This window comes from Shimazuella sp. NTD250, from assembly GCF_059510375.1.
Genome location: NZ_JCAJZS010000010.1, coordinates 59146 through 82218, shown reverse-complemented (window position 1 = coordinate 82218; position 23073 = coordinate 59146). Strand labels below are relative to the sequence as shown.

At 36.7% G+C, this 23073-nt stretch carries 29 protein-coding genes; 6 read left to right on the top strand and 23 right to left on the bottom strand.

Annotation, left to right across the window (positions count from 1 at the left end; all coding sequences use genetic code 11):
- Positions 1-166: 166 nt before the first annotated feature.
- Entirely contained in the window at positions 167-1633 is a 1467-nt protein-coding gene (locus AC5WOF_RS18875) for an MATE family efflux transporter (RefSeq protein WP_496051490.1), read from the bottom strand.
- A gap of 118 nt (positions 1634-1751) precedes the next feature.
- On the opposite strand from AC5WOF_RS18875, the gene AC5WOF_RS18870 reads away from it, so the two are divergent.
- Positions 1752-2078, top strand: coding sequence for a YgzB family protein (locus AC5WOF_RS18870; protein ID WP_240877050.1), 327 nt, complete (start codon positions 1752-1754; stop codon positions 2076-2078).
- Here AC5WOF_RS18870 and perR read toward each other — a convergent pair.
- From perR to bcp, 4 genes are read right to left on the bottom strand one after another with little or no spacing between them, the layout of a single operon-like run.
- The gene (perR, locus tag AC5WOF_RS18865; RefSeq protein ID WP_496051489.1) at positions 2075-2533 is read right to left on the bottom strand and encodes a peroxide-responsive transcriptional repressor PerR; all 459 of its coding nucleotides are present in this window, start codon (positions 2531-2533) and stop codon (positions 2075-2077) included. The two genes, AC5WOF_RS18870 and perR, sit on opposite strands and share 4 nt — an antisense overlap.
- Before the next feature lie 43 nt (positions 2534-2576).
- Positions 2577-3224 (bottom strand): endonuclease III, encoded by a 648-nt coding sequence (gene nth / locus AC5WOF_RS18860; protein ID WP_496051488.1) that lies wholly within the window; start codon positions 3222-3224, stop codon positions 2577-2579.
- 4 nt (positions 3225-3228) lie between these two features.
- Positions 3229-4014, bottom strand: coding sequence for a class I SAM-dependent methyltransferase (locus tag AC5WOF_RS18855; protein ID WP_496051487.1), 786 nt, complete (start codon positions 4012-4014; stop codon positions 3229-3231).
- Positions 4015-4038: 24 nt separating this feature from the next.
- The gene (gene bcp / locus AC5WOF_RS18850; RefSeq protein ID WP_496051494.1) at positions 4039-4503 is read right to left on the bottom strand and encodes a thioredoxin-dependent thiol peroxidase; all 465 of its coding nucleotides are present in this window, start codon (positions 4501-4503) and stop codon (positions 4039-4041) included.
- A 434-nt stretch (positions 4504-4937) separates the two neighbouring features.
- Here bcp and AC5WOF_RS18845 point away from each other — a divergent pair, with 434 nt between their 5' ends.
- Together AC5WOF_RS18845 and AC5WOF_RS18840 are read left to right on the top strand one after the other, a co-directional pair.
- On the top strand, positions 4938-5786 hold the full coding sequence (locus tag AC5WOF_RS18845) for an alpha/beta hydrolase (RefSeq protein ID WP_496051486.1): 849 nt from the start codon (positions 4938-4940) through the stop codon (positions 5784-5786).
- Between the two features lie 299 nt (positions 5787-6085).
- Positions 6086-6529 carry a carboxymuconolactone decarboxylase family protein gene (locus AC5WOF_RS18840; RefSeq protein ID WP_496051485.1) on the top strand — a complete coding sequence of 148 codons (444 nt, stop codon included), beginning with the start codon at positions 6086-6088 and terminating at the stop codon, positions 6527-6529.
- A gap of 253 nt (positions 6530-6782) precedes the next feature.
- Here AC5WOF_RS18840 and paiA read toward each other — a convergent pair whose 3' ends face one another.
- Positions 6783-7301 carry a spermidine/spermine N(1)-acetyltransferase gene (gene paiA, locus AC5WOF_RS18835; RefSeq protein ID WP_496051493.1) on the bottom strand — a complete coding sequence of 173 codons (519 nt, stop codon included), beginning with the start codon at positions 7299-7301 and terminating at the stop codon, positions 6783-6785.
- Positions 7302-7373: 72 nt separating this feature from the next.
- Here paiA and AC5WOF_RS18830 point away from each other — a divergent pair, with 72 nt between their 5' ends.
- Positions 7374-8018, top strand: coding sequence for a YczE/YyaS/YitT family protein (locus AC5WOF_RS18830; protein ID WP_496051484.1), 645 nt, complete (start codon positions 7374-7376; stop codon positions 8016-8018).
- Between the two features lie 213 nt (positions 8019-8231).
- On the opposite strand, the gene AC5WOF_RS18825 is transcribed toward AC5WOF_RS18830, so the two are convergent.
- The 3 genes from AC5WOF_RS18825 to AC5WOF_RS18815 are packed head-to-tail and all read right to left on the bottom strand — an operon-like array spanning position 8232 to position 9118.
- Complete coding sequence (locus AC5WOF_RS18825; RefSeq protein ID WP_496051483.1) at positions 8232-8573, bottom strand: hypothetical protein; 342 nt, start codon at positions 8571-8573, stop codon at positions 8232-8234.
- A gap of 16 nt (positions 8574-8589) precedes the next feature.
- The gene (locus AC5WOF_RS18820; RefSeq protein ID WP_496051482.1) at positions 8590-8949 is read right to left on the bottom strand and encodes a hypothetical protein; all 360 of its coding nucleotides are present in this window, start codon (positions 8947-8949) and stop codon (positions 8590-8592) included.
- The gene (locus AC5WOF_RS18815) at positions 8906-9118 is read right to left on the bottom strand and encodes a hypothetical protein (RefSeq protein WP_496051481.1); all 213 of its coding nucleotides are present in this window, start codon (positions 9116-9118) and stop codon (positions 8906-8908) included. The genes AC5WOF_RS18820 and AC5WOF_RS18815 overlap by 44 nt, the downstream gene beginning before the upstream one ends.
- Positions 9119-9342: 224 nt before the next feature.
- Between AC5WOF_RS18815 and AC5WOF_RS18810 the strand changes: the two genes are divergently transcribed.
- A complete protein-coding gene (locus AC5WOF_RS18810; RefSeq protein ID WP_496051480.1) occupies positions 9343-10647 on the top strand; it encodes a helix-turn-helix domain-containing protein in 1305 nt (434 codons plus the stop codon).
- A gap of 160 nt (positions 10648-10807) precedes the next feature.
- Here AC5WOF_RS18810 and dnaG read toward each other — a convergent pair whose 3' ends face one another.
- The 12 genes from dnaG to AC5WOF_RS18750 form a co-directional block, all read right to left on the bottom strand.
- Positions 10808-12601, bottom strand: a complete 1794-nt coding sequence (gene dnaG, locus AC5WOF_RS18805) for a DNA primase (RefSeq protein WP_496051479.1) — start codon at positions 12599-12601, stop codon at positions 10808-10810.
- A 20-nt stretch (positions 12602-12621) separates the two neighbouring features.
- On the bottom strand, positions 12622-13626 hold the full coding sequence (locus AC5WOF_RS18800; RefSeq protein ID WP_496051478.1) for an HPr kinase/phosphorylase: 1005 nt from the start codon (positions 13624-13626) through the stop codon (positions 12622-12624).
- Complete coding sequence (locus AC5WOF_RS18795; RefSeq protein WP_496051477.1) at positions 13610-15469, bottom strand: tetratricopeptide repeat protein; 1860 nt, start codon at positions 15467-15469, stop codon at positions 13610-13612. Before AC5WOF_RS18795 ends, AC5WOF_RS18800 begins: the two co-directional genes overlap by 17 nt.
- Positions 15470-15490: 21 nt before the next feature.
- Complete coding sequence (locus AC5WOF_RS18790) at positions 15491-16234, bottom strand: class I SAM-dependent methyltransferase (protein ID WP_496051476.1); 744 nt, start codon at positions 16232-16234, stop codon at positions 15491-15493.
- Between the two features lie 519 nt (positions 16235-16753).
- On the bottom strand, positions 16754-17191 hold the full coding sequence (locus AC5WOF_RS18785; protein WP_496051475.1) for a DUF3592 domain-containing protein: 438 nt from the start codon (positions 17189-17191) through the stop codon (positions 16754-16756).
- A gap of 287 nt (positions 17192-17478) precedes the next feature.
- A complete protein-coding gene (locus AC5WOF_RS18780; RefSeq protein ID WP_496051474.1) occupies positions 17479-18144 on the bottom strand; it encodes an NAD(P)H-dependent oxidoreductase in 666 nt (221 codons plus the stop codon).
- 6 nt (positions 18145-18150) lie between these two features.
- Entirely contained in the window at positions 18151-18390 is a 240-nt protein-coding gene (locus tag AC5WOF_RS18775) for a hypothetical protein (RefSeq protein WP_496051473.1), read from the bottom strand.
- Entirely contained in the window at positions 18347-18490 is a 144-nt protein-coding gene (locus tag AC5WOF_RS18770; protein WP_496051495.1) for a hypothetical protein, read from the bottom strand. Before AC5WOF_RS18770 ends, AC5WOF_RS18775 begins: the two co-directional genes overlap by 44 nt.
- A 46-nt stretch (positions 18491-18536) precedes the next feature.
- Positions 18537-19190, bottom strand: coding sequence for a peroxiredoxin-like family protein (locus tag AC5WOF_RS18765; RefSeq protein ID WP_496051472.1), 654 nt, complete (start codon positions 19188-19190; stop codon positions 18537-18539).
- Positions 19191-20174: 984 nt separating this feature from the next.
- Positions 20175-20477: a hypothetical protein gene (locus AC5WOF_RS18760; protein WP_496051471.1), complete on the bottom strand. Its 303-nt coding sequence runs from the start codon at positions 20475-20477 to the stop codon at positions 20175-20177.
- Positions 20477-20695, bottom strand: coding sequence for a spore germination protein (locus AC5WOF_RS18755; protein ID WP_240877064.1), 219 nt, complete (start codon positions 20693-20695; stop codon positions 20477-20479). Before AC5WOF_RS18755 ends, AC5WOF_RS18760 begins: the two co-directional genes overlap by 1 nt.
- 21 nt (positions 20696-20716) lie before the next feature.
- Positions 20717-21106: an Hsp20/alpha crystallin family protein gene (locus tag AC5WOF_RS18750; protein ID WP_496051470.1), complete on the bottom strand. Its 390-nt coding sequence runs from the start codon at positions 21104-21106 to the stop codon at positions 20717-20719.
- Between the two features lie 107 nt (positions 21107-21213).
- Between AC5WOF_RS18750 and gerPC the strand changes: the two genes are divergently transcribed.
- Positions 21214-21582, top strand: coding sequence for a spore germination protein GerPC (gene gerPC, locus AC5WOF_RS18745; protein ID WP_496051469.1), 369 nt, complete (start codon positions 21214-21216; stop codon positions 21580-21582).
- Here gerPC and AC5WOF_RS18740 read toward each other — a convergent pair.
- Together AC5WOF_RS18740 and AC5WOF_RS18735 are read right to left on the bottom strand one after the other, a co-directional pair.
- Positions 21494-22279 (bottom strand): ABC transporter permease, encoded by a 786-nt coding sequence (locus tag AC5WOF_RS18740; RefSeq protein ID WP_496051468.1) that lies wholly within the window; start codon positions 22277-22279, stop codon positions 21494-21496. The two genes, gerPC and AC5WOF_RS18740, sit on opposite strands and share 89 nt — an antisense overlap.
- Before the next feature lies 1 nt (position 22280).
- Positions 22281-23072: an ABC transporter permease gene (locus AC5WOF_RS18735; RefSeq protein ID WP_496051492.1), complete on the bottom strand. Its 792-nt coding sequence runs from the start codon at positions 23070-23072 to the stop codon at positions 22281-22283.
- Position 23073 lies beyond the last annotated feature (1 nt).

Sequence of the window (23073 nt, the reverse complement as noted above, 5' to 3'; positions counted from 1 at the left end):
TCTGTCGCGGCGACAAGAAATAATATAGCATGGACAGACTTAAATAGTCAACACTTTTTTTAAAAAAGTTTTTCCTAATTCTATCCGATTTATCCCTTTCAAATGTTCTGCACCCCGCCTATATGAAATAGATGGGGTGCTTGGCTCACTTTTCTCTTTTTATTTTTTAGTTAGTAAACGTCGACAGAACTGGCTTTACAACCAGCTCTTCCTCTGGTTCTTTCTGTGGTTTTTGCTTTGGAATCCACCTTTGAGTGTAAAAATACCAACCCAAAATGGTGAATTTCAGCAATGATGCTACTACTTGCAGAGAGGAAACCACCATCCAGTCCCCAGTCGATCCCCACAAATACAGGGCTGCACCCCAAGCACCATTACTCACTAGGCTGCCGATCAAAGTGATCTTATTCGATCCCGCAGCTTTCAGAGAGTACGTCATGATTTGAAATGCTGTATTAGAACTATGGGTAAACACGAGGAACAAGAGCCACATTTGAGTCAACTTCAACAGGCTCTCATCGTTCGTAAAGAACTGACTTGTCACCCATGGACCAATAAGGTAGGTTCCCATCAGCAGTACAAAACAGCTAAAGGTTCCTACAAAAAGCATCATGGAGGTGAAAGATCGAATCGATTTGTACGCTTCGTCCCCATGGTATTGCGAAACATAGGCAGTGATCAAAGGATAAGCTCCAGTAATCAAAGCCAAGGGAACAAGGGTGATCTGATTTGCCACTCGCTGGGAAGCCAAGACTTCCAAATCATGCCCCTGAAGACAGTGCCAGAAGTATGCAATACATGCTTGAAAACTCAGCTTCTCAAAAATGTAAGGCCACGCTTCTTTGCATGTATCCCACTGAAAACGCCAATCAGGGCGTAGTTTGACGAGAAGGTTGGAAAATCCTTTATGGTAGAGCATGTACACGAGGATAACAGCTTGTACCACACTCGCAACTACATTTGCACAAGCCACGCCCTTGAGCCCCAAATCCAGCACTTTGACCGCTAGGAATCCAAGCGAAACTTGTGTAATAAAACTGCAGGTTGCTGCAATCATCACACTCTTTGTTTCTTTTTGACTATTGAGTGTACTAGATAGACAGCTTGCAATGGAACTGAAAACGACACATCCCATGATAATTTGGAAATATGGCGCCCCATGCACTGCAACAGTATGTTCAGCTCCACTAATTTCCAGAATTTCTCTTGGAAATGCAATGGCCAGTCCTCCAACTAGCAAACCCAAAAACAGACTAGAGAAGAAAGAGTTATAGGTAATATACTGTACTAGTACCAGATCCCTCTTCTCTTTTGCTTCCTCTTTCACCCGCTGGAGACTAGGTGGCAGATTTTCTAGCTTCTCACTGGTAGATAGTCCAACATATCGACCAGTCGCTTGCTTCATGCCATTTTTGTCTACACTTACGTAGAAAAAGGAAATAATAGCAGTGGCTGCAACACCCGAGATGGCCGCTGTACCCAGATAGGAAAGGAACGCCATGTTGATGAAGTCGCCCAAGACCGTAGAAATATTGGTACAAAAGGACCACTTCGTCTTCTTTAGCACTTCTTTATAAGGAGGCTGCTTTCGGTGCTTCCCATGAGAACTTTTCCTGTGCTTAGCGTGTTTCACCATAAAACCTTTCGTTGAGAACTATTCTCAGTATACAACAAAAAAGAAAAAATCACCTTATCTTTCTGTACTATTTTTACCTGTGATACAATAAGGCCTTGGAGGGGAGGCTCTTCCTGTGCTACTATCAGGCAAACTAAATAAAATACGTACTTTTGCCCTACTCCTTATTTTCATTGGAGTAGGTGTTATGTATATTGGCTTTCTAGTTCCGAGTTGGATGGCATTGTTCATTGCTTTTGGAATGATTTTCGTTCTAGGGAGTGTGGGGATTTACTTTTGGGTTGGCATATTGTCTACGCAGTCTCTTAGAGTCACCTGTCCGGAATGTGGAAAAGATACAAAAGTTCTTGGTAAGAGAGATCAATGTATGCATTGCAAAGCAATTTTATCGGTTGATCCAAAAGATGCACCTGAAACAAAAAAAGAAGAGCCACTGTCTTAGGACATGCGCTCTTCTTTTTTTTCGTGTAATGATTTTTGACAGTTTGGACATGTCCCATAAATTTCAAGACGATGTGTATTTACTTCATATCCCGTCATCTCACTAGCAGACTTTTCTACTTCCGATAAGACAGGATAGTCAAAGTCCGTAATATGACCACAGTGATGACAAATGACATGATAATGGTCATTCATATTCGCATCGAATCTACTAGAAGCATCCCCATATGTCAGCTCTCTGACCAAACCAGCTTCACGAAACAATCTTAAATTATTGTACACAGTGGCAACACTCATATTGGGGAAGTTATCAGATAAAGATTTATATATTTCATCTGCCGTTGGATGTTGAATACTGGACAATAAATAATTTAAAATGGCATGCCTTTGAGGGGTCATGCGAACTCCCTGTACTTTTAAAGTTTCCACTGCCTCCATCAAGCGGCCGTTAGCCATTTGTTTCACCTCATTTACGAAAATAATTCTAACTTAAGAATAACTACTTACTTATAATCTTGTCAATGTTAGCTTGCCCATATTTGCAATACGGAAGCAGGTCACACATGGAACATTTCGGCTTTCGTGCCATGCACAGTCTCCTGCCATGCCAAATTAATTGGTGATGTGTATCTAGCCATTTTTTCTTTGGTATCTTTTTTGTCAGTTGTTTTTCCGTTTCTACAGGAGTCTCACTTTTTACTAAAGCTAGGCGGTTAGACACCCTCTGTACATGTGTATCGACTGCAAGAGCTGGTATACCAAATGCATTGCTCAAAACAACACTCGCTGTCTTCCTTCCAACTCCTGGTAACTTCTCCAATGCATCTCGTTCCATTGGAACTTGACCATTATATTCTTCTACCAAAATACGACAAGTCTGGTAGATATTTTTACTCTTATTGCGGAACAAACCTAACATCCGAATTTCATTCGCCAATTCATCTTCTGTTAATTGAAGCATCGCTTCAGCCGTAGGATATCTCTTAAACAGACCTTTGGTCACTTTATTCACTTGTACATCAGTAGATTGAGCAGAGAGGATGGTAGCAATAAGCAACTGAAATGGTGTTTCAAATTCGAGTTCACAATGCGCATCTGGGTACATATCTGCTAATATATCGAGAATTTTTTTTGCTGAAACCCGCATCTCCCTACCTCCTAGCTAACTTAACTGCCTCTACAATTAATTCCTCGCTATTTGCATCAAATGGTGCACGATAAAAAGAACCATATCGATTTTCTATCTTAAAGCCACATACAGCCAGCAAATGACTTAACTCAGCTGGAAAAATATAGCGAAGACGGATTTTGGATTTTGTTCGACTGACCGATTTCCCACGTGCATTAAAACGTTCCATATATCTTGTTATATTGGCAATCTGATTAAAAGTATCTAGTTCTGTAAAATCATAGACTTCCATTTCATCATTACCGCTTGGAAAGCTGCCTCTAAACGTATACTTTCCTTCCATATCGATCAGCTTTCGCATATGGGGAACAAAAGCATGGAACGCAAACAATCCACCCTCTTCCAAATGACGGCGAATCGATTTTAATGTGCTAAGTTGGTCGCGAATGTTGATCAATTGCAAAAAAGATCGGTCAGGCATAATAATCAAAGGAAATGTCTCACCTGGAACCTGAAAATTTGTGATGCTCGCTTCCACCCATTTAATTCGATGGGATAAACCAAGATCGTCAGCTTTCTGCTTTGCGATCGCTAATTTCTCAGTACTAAAATCAACACCAATTACTTCTATTCCTTCTTTGGCAATAGCGATACTCATTCTACCTGTGCCACAACCTAACTCGATTACAGGACCACCCGTTTGTTTTGCTAGTTCTACATAATAATGAATATCTTGATCCATATCTGTCGGATTATTGGCATAGAAATTGTAATATTCCGTCATAATGGGTTCAGTATGGCTCCCCATCCGTTCTCTTCCTCTCCTTCTTATCTAGCTAAGGTTTTCTTTGATAAAAGAAAGTGCCTCTTCTACATGATCTTTAACTTTCACTTTTCGATAAATCTTAACTACTTGCCCCGCTTTATCAATGATAAAGCTTGATCGTTCAATTCCTATTCCAGTTTTACCAAACATCTTTTTTTCTTTTAAGACGTCATATTGTTTGCAGACAGTCTCTTCTGTGTCGCTAAGCAGTAGAAATGGCAGATCATATTTATCGACAAATTTGCGATGGGATGTGGTTGAATCTCTACTCACACCTATAATAACAGCATTCAAATTCGCAAATTTGTCATAGGCATCGCGAAAATCACACGCTTCAGTGGTGCATCCTGGTGTGTTGTCCTTTGGATAGAAATACAAAACTACATTTTCCCCTCGAAAATCGGAAAGGGAAGACTCCGTTCCATTACTGGAGAGCAATGTAAAGTCTGGGGCAATATCACCCTCATTGATCAAAACAAACACCTCCAAAACATGTATCATATTATTCTATCATTTTTGCCTGGCACTCTGCTATACGATAGCGTTTCTCATTATACTGGATCAAATTCACAACTCTACTTAGGATTTTCTGATACTCCTCTTATAATACCAGCAAGGATAAAAATATTAGCTGAGAATTATCCAAAAAAGTCCACACTCGGAATACAAGTTCATGGAAATACATAAAAACCGATCATGCATAATAGTATACAAATAAAGATCATACTATTTCTATTCATCAAGTATTCCACTAAGCTAGGTCCCTGTTATCAGGATACTGAATGAAATGATGGTACTTTTCATAGAAATCTACAGTTTATTTGTTAAAGCAAATAGACCTTAGCTCTGCATCTAATTAAAAACACAAGGAGGAAATGATAATAAAAAAATACAGGAAATATTCGATGTTTGGATTAGTAGCAATTGTACTAGCGATAACTACTTTACTTAATTCTTATTTAATAGAAGTTAAAGCAGATGATGCAAAATCTGCTATAACTGCTCATGGTAAAAAAGACAAGCTTACATTTGTACTCGTTCACGGTTCATGGGCGGACACGAGTTATTTTAAAGAAGTAGCCTCCAAACTTCGCAAACAAGGCCACAAAGTTTATGTCCCTGAATATGCAGGTCACGGCTCTATGAAAAACATGAAAAACGTTACTCATGAACAAATTACGAAATCCGTTGTGGACTATATAAAGAAGAAAGATTTGAAAAATATAATACTGGTTGGTCATAGTTTTGGCGGCACTGTAATCGCCAAAGTGACCGAACAAGTCCCTGACCGCATTAACCGACTGGTATTCTTTAATGCTATTGTTCCAAAAGACGGAGAAAGCCTATATGACCAGCTTCCACCACCAATACAAACAACGTTTAGTCAGCTTCTTGAATCTTCTGGTAACGGAACAATTATGCTGCCATTCCCACTGTTCCGTGACGCTTTTGCAAATACAGCTAGTCGTAAAGAAGCTAAAGCATTGTACAGCAAAATTTCCCCAGAACCAGCGAGTCCCTTGTTTCAAAAGTTGGACCTCAAAAAGTTTTACAGTTTACAAATTCCTAAAAGCTATTTGAATCTAACTGAAGATACCGCTATTCCACAAATACCAGGTTACGGTTGGCATCCAGTACAATCCAGCCATCTTGGTTTATACCGTTATATTGAAGGAACCGGTGATCACTTTACAACCGTTCACACTGATCCTGAACAAATTGCAGAGAAATTGATTGAAGCAGGAAGACCATAATCCTTATTATTTTAATGAAAAATAGAAAACAATTAACAAAAATCTACGAACGCCAAAACCATCCTTATTGCTAGTAGGATAGTTTTGGCGTTACATTTAGCTCTCAAATGAGATGTATCCAAGTATGTTCTTCCTATTTGGAGTCACAAAAAATATCATAACTAATATACTTTACCCGATAGCATATCCTACTTATGGATGACAATCATATCCATTTCAGTTGACCTCGTGCAATAACGGGATTATTATAGATATATATTATCTTTAATATCTATTTTAAACCACAGGAGGTAAGTATCATGAAATTGCGCTTTAATCATCGTGAAGTGAATCCCAAAGTATTTGAACTGATGTTACAAATGGAGAAAACGGTATTAAAAACAGGAATTGACCGAACATTATACGAAATGATCAAGATAAGAGCATCTCAAATTAATGGTTGTTCTTACTGTGTCGATTCCCATTCAAAAACTTTTCTAGACAGAGGAGAAGCTGTGAACCGTCTTATTCATATTCCGATTTGGCATGAGTCCCCATTGTTCACAGACAAAGAGAAAGCTGTCCTTGCATTAACGGAAGCTGTTACAAACATATCAATCGAAGGAGTATCAGACCAAATATACGAGAACGTAAGAAAACACTTTGATGAAAAAGAGTATATGGACTTGATTTTGGCGATCAATACCATCAATTCATGGAATCGCATTGGTATTTCCACAGGTATGTTTCCCGGTTGTATCTAGAGTAGTCGAGTAGGCAGGGCCCCTCCTTTTGAGGATTGCGCCAATACCCCTCACAGTTATTGTTAAAAAGCCGCATCCTTCAAAGGCGTCTGAAGAGGCTTGAGCTGATTGCAGGGAAACTCGCACGATCAGTTCTTAGAGGGGAGAGGTGCCTGACCTACCCGACATATGCAACCCGAGCAATACCCCTAATTTCATCAAAATTTGTGATCTTAAATATTTTAGAATATACATAATAACCTATCCTTCAAAATTATATGAGTGTTTTGGTCATTACAAAGTCTATTTGTTCTTCATCACCCATATAAAAAGATTGTGTTCCGGTTTGGAAAAACCCCATTTTCTTATAAAAAGCAATAGCATTTTCATTCTTTTCCCATACACCCAGCCAGATTTTCTTTTTATTACATTCCTTCGCAATTTCCATAGCTGTATTCAACAGATATTTTCCAAGCCCACATTTTTGAAATGTGCTCTTTATATAAATCCTCTCAATCTCAAGTGATTCATCACCCATTTCTTCAAACTGAGCATTTTTGGTATTGACCTTTAAATATCCAGCAACTTCATCATTAAAATAAACAAAAAAGAATTTCGAAGAAATATTGGATACTTCTTGTTCTAATTGTTTTAAGTTAAATGCCTTTTCTAAATAAGCATTCATATTTTCAGGTGAATTCTGATGCTTAAATGTTTCATTGAATGTGTCATAACTAATTTCTTGAAGTTTGCGTAAATCTTCAAGGGTACACTTTTTTATTTTTGTAGTCATTTTCATATCTCTCTCCTTTATTTTACAATTTCACTGCATCTAAAACAAAAAATGGGAAAGAGGTCGAGTAAAGTGAAATATGTTTTTTATGTATTAGGAATTTTAATATTAACCCTTGGTATTTCTTTTACTATACATTCAAACCTTGGAACTTCACCTTTTGATGCACTTTTGGTAGGACTGTCCATAAATGTAGGGCTTACTGTGGGGAGTTGGGAAATAATAATAGCTTTAATAGTAACATGCTGTAATTCATTTTTAAAAAGACAAAGACCAGAAGTTTTCGGGTTGTTAACAGCATTCATAACAGGTATTGGTATTGATATGTGGCTTTTTTTATTGCACAACTTGATAACACCTGAACTATGGTACAGCAAAGTTATTTGTTTTGGAATCGGCTTAGTTATTATCGGATTAGGGACTGCAACATATTTACACACAAATTTCGCACCGATTCCAATTGATCGATTAACATTAATCATACAAGAATTAACTAGAACAAATATATTTTTTTCGAGAACACTCATTTACCTCGTATTCTTGATAATAGCAATGATTTTACATGGACCAATTGGTGTTGGAACTTTATTAACCGTTTGTTTAAGTGGAATAATACTCAATAACTTTATGCCATTTACCAAAAAAGTATTAGACTGCTTATTGATACACTCACATACATCATTAAATGATGATAGAGATAAAAAGCATTCCATATAGATTGCTTTCAGCTTGTCGACAAAATACTTATAGGGATCGATCCATGGAGAACAAAGCAGAGTAATAGTAATCTTATTAGTAGGGAAAGAGAGAAAAATCTACCAAAGATCTGAAGAACCTGACCGAATTGACATTTCTATCAGCATGTTTCAAGCTATATTTAAGTTTTCATGAGAAAAGAACCTCTTCTTTGAAATCCTTTTCTCATGAAATTTAGCATTCATTTGTTTCTAATCGTATTCCTTGTTTGGTTTTCGGATTTGGAGCCGCAAAAACATCATAACTAAATCCTTTTATTTGGGTGACATGATCGGTAATCCTTGACTCCACAGGACCAAGCAATTCAATTTGTATCGCTTGTCCATCCATTGTCTCTAGTACCACATAACAAACTTTAGGAATCGTCGGTTTAAAAATATTGGTCGTAAATTGAAATTCCACCTCTTCTTTGTCCTTCCAGTCTTCTGTTTCGATGGTCATAAAGGTTTGCGTTTTTAAGTGAGTCACAAACCCTTTAAGATCACCTTGTTTTCCTTTTAGTATCATCGTCAGCATGGAAACTCCCCCTTCCTTACTCCAAACCGCCTAATAATTTCGTAAGATATTGTTGTGCCTTGCGAATTCTTTCCATCTCCAACATCGCAATACAAGAGATCATGGAAACATGAAGGTGCCGTACTTCCTCCATTTTTCCATGACGAATAAATTGACATACTGTCTGCCATTTCGCGGAAGTTACACGCAGCCGATTGGCTTGTACCTCCATTGCTTCTCCATAATAGATAAAGGAATGGAAAACATCGATCAATGCCTGTCGCGAGCGAGCCGCCCGAAATTGTTCGACTAACGATACATACTGCTCCCCTTCACAACAGGTGACCAAAAATCTAGCGATCTCTTTGCCTAACTGGAAGATTTGTGTTTGTTCCAAACCTAACACCTCCATCCGCCTTTTCAAACACAAACTCCACCATATCTCTATCAGGAGAATAAACATACTTCGCAGCATCATAAAAGGTATAACGCTGATCTGTCCTCAGGAACGTGATAAAGTCCCGAACCACTTTGCTCTCTCCTTCAACTTTAATGTTTAACCCCATAATCTGATTCCCCTTATCATCAACTGTGATTGATATTATTTTAAAATATATAATTTAATTTTACAAATATTATATATTTACTGATTATTATATTCAGTTATTGCATATTCCTGTTTTACATTCTTAATTTTTGATTTATTTGTTTATATCCAAAAACAAATAAAGGATAAATGGAGTTTCTTGTCAAATAAGGATGAAAAGTAGGTTTTGGAGGAGATAGAAAAATGTTGAACCTCGATCGGACAAGCATCGGAAGAGTTTTACGCAGGGAGCGTTCTAAAAAAGGCTGGTCATTGAGTAATCTATCCAACATGGCAGCCCATCTCTCTTCCTCCAGTATGAGCAACATCGAACGTGGATTTTCCGGTGTATCAGAGAAAAAAATTATCGAATACTGTGAACTACTCGATATCGACCCTAAGCAGCTACCAAAAATGGTCAACTTAGATAATGATGTAGAAGAAGGCTGGGCAAAAACCTTACTGCGGATAGAACAAAAGATTGATTTATTGGGAGCAGAACAAGCACATCGGGAACTCAGGAAGGTTAACGTAGAGGAGAAACATCCTTTGTATGTGGTTTATCTTTATTTGGAGGCACGGTGTTATTATCATAAGCAAAACTATGTCAAGGCTAGTGATCGTTTTACACGAGCTTTGCAAGATGTGATCAAATACCCAGACCTTCGTTATTCCAATATTAGTGCTGCTTGTTATAAGGAATTGGGGCGAATCGCTTTTTATTTTCATCACAATTTGGAACAAGCATTATCGTATACGGATCAAGGTCTAGAGGTGTTTAATACTAATGGAGAACGGAAGATTATTAAGTATGCTTTATTAAGTGATAAAGCATCATACCTTGAAAAAATGCAACGGTATCAAGAAACCTTGAAGATACTAGAAATGTTACAACAAGAACAAGATCAGTGGTATCGAAGTAATGAAATTGTTCTAAATATGATGGAAATTCAAGCTAATATCACAGCTAAACAAGGATTTCATGACGAAGCATACCAGCTTGCCTTGGAAGGGATGGAGTTAGCTAGATCACATAAAAATCTGGAACGCGCTTTAGAATTTATCACATCATTAGGTAACATATGTATGTTAAAAAAAGATTATAAAGAAACAGAAGAATGGCTTTTATTTGCTCTACAATTAGAAAAAGAGACTAAAAAAGAGCATTTATTTGTATCAATTTATACTCAGTTAGGATCGTTATATATGTCCTTAGGACAAATGGAAAAAGCACAAAATAATCTACAAAAAGCAGTAGATTTAGGAACAAGAAATGAAGATAGCGTCCGACATCACCATGCTTTGGTTACTTTTGGAGACTACTGCATGAAAGTTGATGATTTCAAACAGGCCCTAAAGTATTATAAAGAAGCTATAACCAATGCTGAACAACAAGCCTCTATTATTGATCCTGATGTCTATGCTAAGATGTCCCGCTGCTACCAAACTACAGACTTGAGCATGGCACAGACCTATATGGACAAGTATCTAAAGGTTAAGTTAAACTGATATCAATTGGACATCAGGAGGTATATAAAATATGACACATACCTATGAAGGAGACCCCGTTGATCCTTAAAAACTTATCACTTTACTTACATAAATCCAGCTTTGATTTACCTAGCTGGATTTTTACATTTCACAGAAATTCCCACAAAAAATCTATCTCCTAAACTTGAACTTGCTTCCTAAGCTCTATCACTTCCTTAAGCAATCTTGCAGCTTTGGTAGGATCAGAATCAGAGAGTTCTTTTATCATTTTCTCCTTTTCTTGTATATCTTTTAGCAATGGAGCAGTTTTGATATTTTGCAAATAACTTTGGAGCACATTTTCCGATATGCTTGCTTCAATGATTAACATACCTATCTCAGCCGTTTTGTTTACAAGCTTTGCTACAGGTAAATATGACATAAATTTTGCGATGTTTGCTTCCTCACCTCGTGAGTAGTAATTATACAGATATTGAGCTATTTCTCTGTAAATCTCCGTCTGGAACTCTGTTCCTATATGTGCTTTTACCCATCTGGCAACCGTTTTATTTTGTAACATATGTGCGATTAATAGCATCTCTGACCTTTCAGAAATGGACATATACTTAGACCCAAAAAGCATCCCCTTCATAACAGGTGGCCGTTGATTGGCTCTGTTTCTTTTTATGGGACGCTTCTTTAGCTCTTCTCTAATCGCGGAAAATGATATGTTTGTTTCTGTGGAAAGCATATAGAGGTATTGTTCTTGTTCCTTTACTCTGGGGAGAGTGTTAATCAAATCTATGGCTTTGGCAAGGTACATCATTTTTTGATCTTCATCATGCAAATTATATGCTTTTTTTAGCTGTTCAAGCTGAAACAAGGATAGAGGCATTGCTTGTGAAATGATGTCCCGTTGAAATGGATCACTTCCAAACTTACGGATGTAATCATCTGGATCAAAACCACTAGGCATTTGTGCCACTTTTACAATGCAACCTTGATTCTTCAAAAGCTCTGCACCGCGAAGTGTAGCAGACTGTCCAGCAAAGTCGGAATCATAACACAAAATAACATTTTTCGTAATGCGAGAAATCAAATTCGTTTGTTCTTCTGTTAAAGCAGTTCCAAGTGTAGCAACAACAGAGCCTATTCCAGCTTGATAAGCAGAAATAACATCTGTTGTCCCTTCAAACAGAATGACCAAATTGTCTTTTCTTATCGAATTCTTCGCACGGTGCAAGTTAAATAAATTTTTCCGTTTATGGAAAATAAGTGTTTCTGGGCTGTTTAAGTATTTAGGTCCGTTATCCCCAATTAACCTCCCACCAAAACCGATTACCCTACCTTGGCCATCATGTATTGGGATCATAAGCCGATCTCGAAAACGATCAAAATATTTCTTGTTGCCGTTTCGTTCGCTAAATGCAAGTAGACCCGCTTTTTCTAAAATAGAATAGCTGAATCCTCTCCTCCCCAAAAAATCCCTCGCAAAATCAAATGAATCTGGGGCATAACCTATTTGGAAATTTTGGGTCATTTCTGGCGAAATTCCTCTGGATTTCACATATGTAGAACCTTTTTGACCATAAATCGTAGCTGTCAATACATGATGATACAGTTTTGCCGCTATATCTAATGCATCTCGTATCTGTTGAATTTCTTGTTTTTCCAGATCATGGGAAGGAGTATCCATGATGGGTACTGCAATATTTGCTTCATTGGCTAAATAGGTTACAGCCTCTTCAAAAGTCAATTGCATGATTCCCATGACAAAAGTAAACATGTCCCCACCCATGCCACACTCAAAACAATGATAGATTTGTTTTTCTTGCAAAACTGCAAACGAAGTAGACCTATCCGAATGAAAAGGACATTGTCCAAGATGGTAGTTTTCATATTTCTGGACTTGTACATACTCTTGCACCATATCTAATATGTCATAGTGCTTTCGTATCTCGTCCAAAACTTCCCCTGATATATTTCCTTTCAAACGGATCACTCCCCTAAAAGCTACTTCTCTACAATCATTCGAATATGTCTAACTGCTGTATCAATATCACAATTGGTAAATAGCTTGTATGTTGGTACTGATTGAAACAAATGTTTTGCATCTTTTTTTATCAAATCTATTATCTCTTGTTCTTCCGAAAGTCTCAATAGATGAAGTTCTGGATCAACATATTCCATCACTTCTTCGTAGCCAATTGGATAGATACCTGTGTGATTTTCTGTTTTATCTAGTAAAATTACAGCACCTAAACACCCATTTGATTGGAGTTTATTGGGGAACGATGTTTTTAAATTGATTAGTACTTTTTTACTCATGTCTTTGGGATAAATATCTGGTTTAAAATCGGGATAAATATGAATCTCGTTTGATCTAATATAAGTTACCCAAGGCTCTCCCCATACTGTTAAATCGTCATTTATGTGACGTAACACTAAATCATCCGACACATATCGAAAACCTGCTCTCATGCAATTAAGAGACAAGGTAGATTTACCAGCTCCCCTTTTTCCTAATAACATAACCACAGAACCATCTAATTCTACCGCAGAAGCATGAAAACAATAAGAATCACTTTGTCTGTAGACGGTGTAATTTAACAAGACTCTCATAAAACTCCTTACAAACCAGTAAGTGTTCGTCAAATCCTCTGGAGTTAAGAATATAGTTATTTTATTGTTGCTACCTTCGCTAATCCCTACAGTATTATCAGAGAGCCAAATATACCTGTTTTGACTGCAATATTTTCTATGTATTTGTTGAACTGGCAAAGGTGTAGATTTTTCCGTAACAAATATGGAAAGGACAAAGAATTTTTCCTGATAGTTTGATCCACTTTTAACTTCATCAAAAAAATATCCCATCACCTTATCTATAAAAGTAGTATTAGACTCAACCCTCACCAAATAACCTAAGTAGGAAAAATCTCTTCTATAGGTAACAGGATACTGAAATTCACCTGAATCCGGGATAAAAAAATCAATGTCATTCTCAACAATTTGTTTCATGCCATTCTCCCACTTTACCTTGTTGAATTAAAAACTCCTTATTTTCCATTGCATCTTGATTGTTTGGATCTATTCTCAACGCCCTATTTACTGCTGAAAGGGCTTTTTGTACATCTGACTCCGCATAGTAAATGCAGGATAAGTTAATCCAAGACTCTACCAAATTTTTGTTTAATTCAAGAGACTTTTTGTAGTAATATTTAGCTTCATCCAATTTCGACCATTCCTGATATAAATTTCCTATTCGAAACCATACGAATGAATTATTTTCGTGCCTTTTTAAAGCTCTTCGAAGTAATTCCAAAGCCTGATCAAATTCCTTATTGAAATCAATCAGTATCATGGCAGAGTCTAAGTACCCTTCTACTCGATTGGGGAACTTTATTCTTAATTCCCTTAAAGTTGATAATGCCTTCCCTGTCTCTTCATTCATATACTCAGTGTGAGCTTTTGAAATTAAATGTTCAGGGCTAGGTGATGTCATTTTTTGAGCAGTACAATAACAATCTAGCGCTTCCTTGTATTTTCCCAAAACAGATAAGTAATTTGCTTCCTCCAACTTAAAAAGGAAAAAGTCATTTTCGAAGTCTTTGGTTTTTCTTATCCAATATAGAGCTTTTTCATAATTTCCTTGGAAATACTCAATTTGCGAATAATTATAAAGGAATGTTGCTTGTTCTATTCGAATACGATCATCGGAATAGGGATCAAGAATTTGTTTTGCTTTCAATATAAAAGATTTAGCTTCATCCAATCTGCCTAACTGAAATAATGCAAAAGCTTTCGCATTCATGCAAAAAGCTTTTGATATTCTGTTTTCTTTAGAACTAGTATTTTTCATCTTATAAGAATCCAGCATTGATAATGCATTTACAGGATCTCGGACTATCCTTAAATAAACCATAGCAATATTGTAAATAGAATTCATGATCTTACTTTCGTCATTTAGGAGATGAGCGATTTCTAGCTGTTTATGGGCAGTACTTAATGCCATATCGCCTTGATAATGCACGACAAAGGTAATATATTGACATTGAAGAAGTTGGTATGTATGTTGAATCTCCTCTGGATACGCAACATGTATGAGAGACAATGCTTCATCAATAAATGTTTTGGCAAAATAGTAGAAACCGCCATTCGTGTAGTCTACAGCTACTTTTATAAGAGAACTAAGTAGTTCCCCACTATTGTTGGTTTCACGTAAGTAGTTAATAAACTCTGGCTGGTTATATTTTTTTTCATTACTCTCAAGAGAACATCTTTCGCTAAGTGAATAAGTGGAACAATCATTCTCTTTCTCCTTACCATCTTTAATAGAGGAATGATAATAATTCACCTCTACAAAGCTGTTATTAAAAGAGGAACACATGCTTTCAGCTAAATCCACATTAGAATAAATTAAGTTAATCTTACATGGACAACATCTAGTCAAGACTGTGATAAACTCAATTGAAAGTGAATCTAGTGCTTCGGCATTTTCAATTGTCAACTGAATCCCTTGATTAGCTTCTTCTAATAATTTACTAACCATATAGGCAGCATCTACGGAAACATTTAAACAGTGATCTTTTGGAGGAAATCGAAATGGTTGAATCCATTTTGTTTTTTCCATCAGAGACATTTCACCTGAAACCTCAATCCATAAATCTGTTAATGTAGATTTATAGATATCAAACAATTCCGAATCAAATCTTTGTAGAAAAAACTTAACAGTTTCTCTAGTCACTTGTGATGGTTTCATAATATGTAGATATATGTCAACGCATAATAAATTACTTTCGATACTTTTTAAAGCGAGTTTGGGACAAATAATATTTACAATCCCTTCTTTTTCCTTACACATCCAAAAACCTCCATTCATTGATTATCCATTCTTTTTGCATACATAGACAACTTTCTTACTGTTGGCATAAAGAGGCTGTCTATCCCAAGAAGAAAAACATTCAATAATAGAAAAACCTGTATAACGCATAAGCCTTTCCATTTCTTGTTGATAGGTATATCTCAAACTTATACGACTTACCATTTCCTCCCCCTTTTTGTAACGACGATAGACATTATAGTGTTGTATTTGCGATAAAGGATCATATACGGACTGGTGGTAAAGATCATATTCATTTCCGTTATGGCTTTGAAGCGTACGTTTGTAAATTGGTTGTGAACTTTGTATCAGTTCAGGCGCAGCAGCAAATCTTGTATCAAAAATAAAATATCCTTTAGAAGTAAGCACTTGGGAAATACTTTGAAAAAGCGATTCTTGTGCTTCATTTGTTAAAAAATGCTGAAATGAAGTGCCAACCATTATTACTAAAGGAAAAGATTGATCTAATGTTAATTTCGTACAATCTCCATGAATCCACTTAATCTGTAATCCTAATTTTTTCGCTTTACTTCGTGCCTGGAGTAACATTCCATCGTGTATATCTACTCCTACTAACTGATAACCAAGCTCTGTAAGAGGAATAGTGACTCTCCTGCCTGTACCACAAGCTAAATCAAGAATAGAACATTTTGGATGACTGTATTCTTTTATAAGTGGAATTTCTAGAATTTTAGGATTTTCAATATCATATAATATTGGATCATTATACTCTTCAAGGTTCATCATTGTTGTCATTCCCTCCATTTATACAGGGCAAGAAAGAATCTTTCTTGCCCCAAAATATTAGTTTCCTCCTTGATACCAGTACGCAATTGGTTTGATAATCTTCATGATTTTAATGGAAACTTTTTTCATACTAACACCTCCCCCCATATGGCATTCATTCTAAAACAATGTTTAAATTTTTACAAACATTATATATTTATCAATTATTGATGATTTTTGTTGTATGTATTTGTTTTTAGTTTATATTTTCAAAATTATTTATCTATTGCCAAAAAACAATGTAAGAAAAAGCTGGTTTCATTTCAGATCTTTTAATCTAGAGAGTTAGATAAAATAGAATAAATTATTTAATTTTGAAGAATAGGAATGAGAAGGATATCATGTTTAATAATGATCCTATCGTCGAACCGAATTGATTATAGAACTTCCCTTATACCAACAAAAATCCAGCAGGTTTACCCTAGCTGGATTTTTTACATATTACTAACTATCCAATCATTTAATAGAACATCATCCACCCTAAAAATGAAAGGAAGCTATATAACTCCATATCAGATAAATCATAAGAAAAAACACACTACCACAAAAAATAACGCCGGCAATCATAAATTTTAATTCGGAACTGTTGTATATTTTATAATATTTAGGATTTTTAGGATGGTAGTACACTTTAAACGAATCCCCTGATTTTATATAGTAATTAGATACTGGATAACGGCTTTTGAAACGAAATATACGCTCATCATCGGTTTTTAACGTGATTTCTTGGTATTCTTTTGACCAAAACAAAACATTTACTCGTTTCATTTTTACAGTAACATCTGCAACTTTCGCTAAAGAGGTAAAATTCCATTCATATGGTAATCTCAGTAACAAGATAATAAATACAATAAAACAAAGAACAATTGCGACAAGTATCACGACAGGAAGCAACATTATGTTGGGTAAAAGTATCATGTTTTTACACCTCTTTTCATGCCTACTACTCTATTTTAACAAAAGCGATTCAAGATAATCTTAATCAGAATTTTATTGTCAACTATTCAAATAAATATATTTATTCCCCACCATAAACGCCTTTCTAAATTCAGAAAAAACATCAATATCCTCATAGTTTATATTGTTTCATCTGCATTTCTACAGTAGAGACACCAAACAAAAAAAGGAGTCGCCTTTAGCAACCCCCTCTTAAGACATCGATTAGTAAAACATGTCTTCTGATATTGAGAAATATCATCTAAAGTTTATCGCCACTCAACTATCTCCTCGAGAGTTTGTCTCGCTTTGGGACGTTTGGGATCATCTTGCCGATATCCAAAAGCGACCATACAGGATACGCCGAATTCGTTGTCTTTGATGATCCCTTCCTCTTGTAAAATAGAGGTCACCTGCTTTTTATCAAAACCTTCGATTGGACAAGAATCAATACCAATTTGAGCCGCAGCTGTCATCATATTTCCCAATGCTATATATGTTTGTTTGCTTGCCCATTCAAAAACGAGACGGTCATTATCTTCGAGTTCTGTTTCGACAAAGGATTTATAGAAACCGGAAAGAACGTGAACAACTTCATCAGGCATATGGTGAATTTCTTTCATCATTTTGATTACGTAAGCCGAATCGTGTTTTAAGCCTTTCCTAGCCAATATAACTACAAAGTGGCTAGCTGTAGGCAGCTGCCCTTGGGCCCCGCCGCAGACGGGTTTTAATTTTTCACGAAGGCTCGGATCTTGAACGACAACAAATCTCCATGGCTCAAGGCCTACGGAACTGGGTGATAACCTTCCCGTCTCGAGAATAAAGTGAAAATCTTCATCTGAAATCTTTTTATTGGTATCAAATGTCTTGCAAGCATGTCTAAACTGGTAAGCTTCTAAAATTTCTTGTTTTTTATTTTCTGTTCCTATCATGTGGAATCAACCTTCCATTTCTGCTTTTTGTAGATGAACATGTGTCAATTTATCCGGGTTTGCAACAGCGTAAAGATTAACGATGCGATTATTCATAATCTGGATAGAAATGACAGATATCGTTTTTTTAGCTGTATATATGACGATTCCAGGCAGGCCATTTACCATGGTAATACGGTAAGTTACACTTGCAGACAATTTTTTAAAATTGTCCGCCAAGCCGGAAAAAATCGGTATGTGCCCCATCCACGACACTGCCCAGCATACGGTAAGCAAGGGAGAATAGTAGTGGTTTATATTCAGTATAAATTTGTTCCGTTTTTATGTTTTCCAAGATGACAGCCACCCGCTTTCTTCCTGTTACTCACACTACAGTGGTTTCCCGACCACCCTTACGGCCTGCGAACCTCTTTTAACAATTCTACCATTTTTGTAGGCTCTGCTCTTTTTGTAAAATCAGGATCTACACTCACAAATCGAATTTTTCCTGATTGGTCAATAAGATAAGTTGCCGGAATTGGAAGCTGCCATGCATCATTTCCATTATGTTTTGTAAGATCCGCACCAAATGATCTATAAATATCAATTTGATAATCAGGCAGCTGAAATAGTAAATGGTAGTTTTCAGCAACGCTCCCGTTTCTATCACTTAGAACAAGAAATTCTAACTCGTTTTTTTCTTTTGTCGTGAGGGAAGAATCAGGGGTTTGAGGACTAATCGCAATTAATTGTCCTCCTGCTGCTTTAATGTCTGTTAATACTCGTTGGTAAGCTCTTAATTCAAGATTGCAGTACGGACACCATCCACCTCGATAAAAAGTTAAGATGACAGGTCCTTTTTTCAATTCTTCGTAAAGGGTAATGGAAGAGCCTGTGGCATCTTTTAATGTAAAATCAGGTGCTTGTTCACCAATCGATAATCCCTTTGCTACATTCGATTCGATCAATTCTTTTGTTGCTTGTGCGATCATTTTTTTGTTTTCAGTCATGGCTTCTTTTGGAACGCTTTCTTCGAATTGTTGGATTTCATCAACTAATTTTGTCATTTGTTTCACCTCTTGGATTTTTTCGCAGACTATACCCGAAACCCAATCTGTCCAAATAATAATGTCAATACCTAGTGCGGGAATGATTCAATCAACCATACGAGTTTCTGGATCGCCTATGCCTCCCTTCGCTTTTTATCTATCATTAACTAAGACGGGGAAGAGAGTGGATTTGTGACATTCGTTCATAACTTTTTTCAAATCGGTCGTAGATCACTATGTTAAAAGACCATATAACACTGGAGACAGAAAGCTTTTCTAGACTTAAAAACAGCAGGATGTGTTCATCTAACTTTCTGTTCGATAGTACTTTTTTCTGTTTGCTGTTCTAACAATATTCCTAATAAAGATCAAAAGGAGCCGATCTTCCTGCATACACGGAAAATGATCGACTTCTTTTGATCTGAAAAATCGTTTCATGCTCGAAAAACTTGATTTTTGCTTTAGCCCCCAAAAATAACTCAGAATCTGTATCTTATCGCAGCAAGTCTCTTATCTTTTTTATCGTATAAACGACAATACCAATTATCACAGCTATCAAAACAGAAAAAATGATAAATTGAGCAACGATAGTTCCCTTATCAAGCCCCAGCATTCTTCAACCCCTTTTTATATGGATACATAAATAGTTGCTGTGATACAAAACAAAACGAGAAAAATAAGACCTAATTTATGGAATGATTTTTTGAAAAAGATGCTGTCTAAAATATATGCAGTAAAACTGATCCAAATAAAGATATAACTTGAAATTGGGTCCTTCCAACCATATATCTTAACCAAGATTAATGACACAATGAATAATCCAATATAAATAAAATATCCATATTCATTTTTATTCAACTAAAACAACTCTTTCCAAATAATATACAGTGTCGTATTTTTGCTAATTTTATTAAATGTAAAATAACACAAAAATCGCTTAAAAAAAAGGAAGCAAGCGATTTTTGTGTGCTGGTTGATCATCACCAAAATTATTTGTTGACCTTAACGCCTTGGCCGTGGATGGGGGATTGGTCGAAAAGGCCTAACTGGTCTTGGTCTGTGTGGTCTCTCCGGAATCAACGGTCCTTCAGGTAAAACAGGCCTTTGTGGCGGCTCTGGTTCAATGGGGGGGATCGGCCTCTGTGGAACAAGTGGACCTTCGGGTAGTCGTTGCTCTTCCTCTGGTCGTCTAGGTTGTAACACTCGATAGGCTGTATTTTGCAGATTGATAGCTGTACCAATATTAAAGGAAGCAGCACCATCTATTATATTTATGTTAATACATCCTACTTTTACTTTAATCATCAGATTAAACCTGACCTTCCTTGGTCAATTAAATCTGGATCGATATTTATATTACGCTCAAAATCCGCATTTCTGGAAAAATCGCCAACTGGAGAAGATCCCCCGACTGACTTGGAATTGCTCTCTGATCCTACATTGATCGTGTTACCAAAGTTCACGGAGGCGGTGCTGGATACACTGTTGATGCGTAAGTTAAAAATGTTGTTTATGGTTCCCACCGTCTCCTCCTCCTTTGATCATTAGACTTGTTTTCGGTAGCGAAGCTCTAAGACTCCTTTTTTGTATCGCGCTGATTCATATTTAGGCAGCACCTTTACTCCTAAGGGTATTTCCCGCTCAAATATTCCTCGTTTTCGCTCCATCAATGTTGCTTCATATGCTTGATAAGGAGACTCAAATGTTCCTTTTAACTTAAGATTTGTATCTTCTACCGAGATATCAATGGTGTGTATATTTTCCATACCCGGTAGATTTACTACCACGATAACTTCATTTCGTGATTGATACACATCTGCCGCTGGCTGTGAGGGGGAAGAAGCTGCCGTAATATTACCCATTTCTTGAAAAAAATCTTCTCCAAGGAATGCTTTAGCAAGTTCATGAATCTCAGCAAAGCTCTTTTTTGTCAATGCAAAAAACCCCCTCTTTCTGTCGTTAGCCTAGTTTATGCGTCATGAGATGAGATGGTCACCCCATATACTAAAAGAAATGCTTACAGTAAATGGAGGGAAATGATATGTATGACCCTTATTGGCAATACTTCGAGTATCTCAGACAAGAAATAGAAAAAATTCGCGAGGAAAATAATTCTTTGCGAAAACAAATTGAAGAACTAAAACCTATACACATTGAGCGTATGGTGTATAAAATCCAAGAACTCAATATTGAAACCTTAAGTGGTATGTTAAACCTCGGCATGAGCCTTAACGGAGATGGAGAAAATATGACAGAACTGGCAGAAAAAATCGTGAATGAAGAAGGGGTTTCTGTCGATTTTGGACAAAAAAAAGAGCAGGTTAATTCCCCGCTCCCCGATAATGACGTATCCCACGATTCCAAAGCAAAACAGCAATGGAAAAATACACAAGACCCACCACAGGGGTAATGTAGGCATAAAAACGCCAATCTCCTCTATCTAATAAAAAGCTTGCTGGATAAAAACCAACAAAGGCAAATGGCAGTATCCATGTCAAAACAAATTGCACAATCCGATTATAAATATTAACTGGATATCGACCATAATTGCTCACATTAAAAACAATCGGTTGAATATCTGTTTTGGAGTCCGTATATAGACTAACACTAGTCAAGGCAATAAAGATCCCACCATAAACGAGAACTCCTCCCAAGGTGAACAAAATCATCAAAACGGGATCATACCAAGCCCAGTCCAAATCGAGCTGAGAAGCACCATAACCCATTACACAGAGGCCTGTGACCACGCCAATAAGTGATTCTGGTGTCATCGATTCCATAATAATCTGCAAAAGACTATGAACGGGTCGAGTCAGTACTCGATCAAGTTCACCTTTGATAATGTAGCGGTCATTAAAACTCCAAAGATTGAAAAAGGTACCAAATATCGCCCAAGGCAATAAAAAATAACCATAAATAAATACTACTTCTGCTTGATTCCATCCGCCCAATTGTTTCGTATGCCCAAAGACAACTACGATAAATATCAAGTTGAAGGACTGAGAGATTAAATCGGTAAGAAACTTCACGACCAAATCAAAACGATAGGCAAGTCTTGCCTTCATATATTGTTTCACATATTCCCAAAATATTTGAAATTGTACCATCTCAACCACCTTGCACAATTAGCGTTTTGCGTGCTTTCGCCCAAAATCCCCAGCAGATCAGACCTAAAATGATCGTCCAAACAAACTGAACTCCAATCGCTGGTAACCACTGCTCAATACTCAATCCCTTTACTAACGTATTGCTTGGAATATAGCTGATTGCTTGGAATGGCAAAAAGGCAAATATTTTTTGCAGCACAGTTGGAAAAAAAGTAATCGGAATGATTAACCCAGATAACAAATCTACCAAAAATCTTTTTGCCCAAAGTATTCCTTGATTGTCTAATAGGAAGAAAGCAAATAAACCCACTATCAAATTTACTTCAACGTTAACAATAAACCCAAATAATAAACTGATTAAAAACTGTGTCCATATAAGTGGATCGGTTGGGAGTTGGATCGGATAGATGAAAGCGACAATAATCATCCCCGGAATACTAAAAAGAAATAAACGAAATAGACCTTCTCCAAGTCCCTGAAATACTTTCACCATCAAATAGCTGTAGGGCCGGATTATTTGTATAGCAACAGAACCATCCCGTATTTCTTCTGCTATCTCCCGATCCAGATTATTGTAATAAAAAGCACGCGCCATCCAAGAAACTGCGATATAGGTTGCCATTTGAATAGCAGTAAACCCTTGTATGCTAGGTTTTCCACCATAAACAGCATGCCATAAAAATACATATGCCCCGATGTTAATACTGTAAATGATAATCCCGCTATAATAGTTTACACGGTAAGCCAACATCATCAGAAATCGGATGCGGATTACCTCTTTATACATAGCCAGC

Coding starts and splice junctions, on each gene's coding strand:
- AC5WOF_RS18845 (WP_496051486.1), top strand. CDS start 4,938: ATGTTTGGATTAGTAGCAATTGTACTAGCGATAACTACTTTACTTAAT.
- AC5WOF_RS18825 (WP_496051483.1), bottom strand. CDS start 8,573: ATGCTGACGATGATACTAAAAGGAAAACAAGGTGATCTTAAAGGGTTT.
- gerPC (WP_496051469.1), top strand. CDS start 21,214: ATGTATGACCCTTATTGGCAATACTTCGAGTATCTCAGACAAGAAATA.
- nth (WP_496051488.1), bottom strand. CDS start 3,224: ATGCGGGTTTCAGCAAAAAAAATTCTCGATATATTAGCAGATATGTAC.
- AC5WOF_RS18855 (WP_496051487.1), bottom strand. CDS start 4,014: ATGGGGAGCCATACTGAACCCATTATGACGGAATATTACAATTTCTAT.
- AC5WOF_RS18840 (WP_496051485.1), top strand. CDS start 6,086: ATGAAATTGCGCTTTAATCATCGTGAAGTGAATCCCAAAGTATTTGAA.
- AC5WOF_RS18795 (WP_496051477.1), bottom strand. CDS start 15,469: ATGTGTAAGGAAAAAGAAGGGATTGTAAATATTATTTGTCCCAAACTC.
- AC5WOF_RS18780 (WP_496051474.1), bottom strand. CDS start 18,144: ATGATAGGAACAGAAAATAAAAAACAAGAAATTTTAGAAGCTTACCAG.
- AC5WOF_RS18775 (WP_496051473.1), bottom strand. CDS start 18,390: ATGGGGCACATACCGATTTTTTCCGGCTTGGCGGACAATTTTAAAAAA.
- AC5WOF_RS18815 (WP_496051481.1), bottom strand. CDS start 9,118: ATGGGGTTAAACATTAAAGTTGAAGGAGAGAGCAAAGTGGTTCGGGAC.
- AC5WOF_RS18740 (WP_496051468.1), bottom strand. CDS start 22,279: ATGGTACAATTTCAAATATTTTGGGAATATGTGAAACAATATATGAAG.
- AC5WOF_RS18765 (WP_496051472.1), bottom strand. CDS start 19,190: ATGACAAAATTAGTTGATGAAATCCAACAATTCGAAGAAAGCGTTCCA.
- AC5WOF_RS18790 (WP_496051476.1), bottom strand. CDS start 16,234: ATGATGAACCTTGAAGAGTATAATGATCCAATATTATATGATATTGAA.
- AC5WOF_RS18800 (WP_496051478.1), bottom strand. CDS start 13,626: ATGAAACAAATTGTTGAGAATGACATTGATTTTTTTATCCCGGATTCA.
- perR (WP_496051489.1), bottom strand. CDS start 2,533: ATGGCTAACGGCCGCTTGATGGAGGCAGTGGAAACTTTAAAAGTACAG.
- AC5WOF_RS18760 (WP_496051471.1), bottom strand. CDS start 20,477: ATGATTAAAGTAAAAGTAGGATGTATTAACATAAATATAATAGATGGT.
- paiA (WP_496051493.1), bottom strand. CDS start 7,301: ATGACTACAAAAATAAAAAAGTGTACCCTTGAAGATTTACGCAAACTT.
- AC5WOF_RS18785 (WP_496051475.1), bottom strand. CDS start 17,191: ATGATACTTTTACCCAACATAATGTTGCTTCCTGTCGTGATACTTGTC.
- AC5WOF_RS18810 (WP_496051480.1), top strand. CDS start 9,343: ATGTTGAACCTCGATCGGACAAGCATCGGAAGAGTTTTACGCAGGGAG.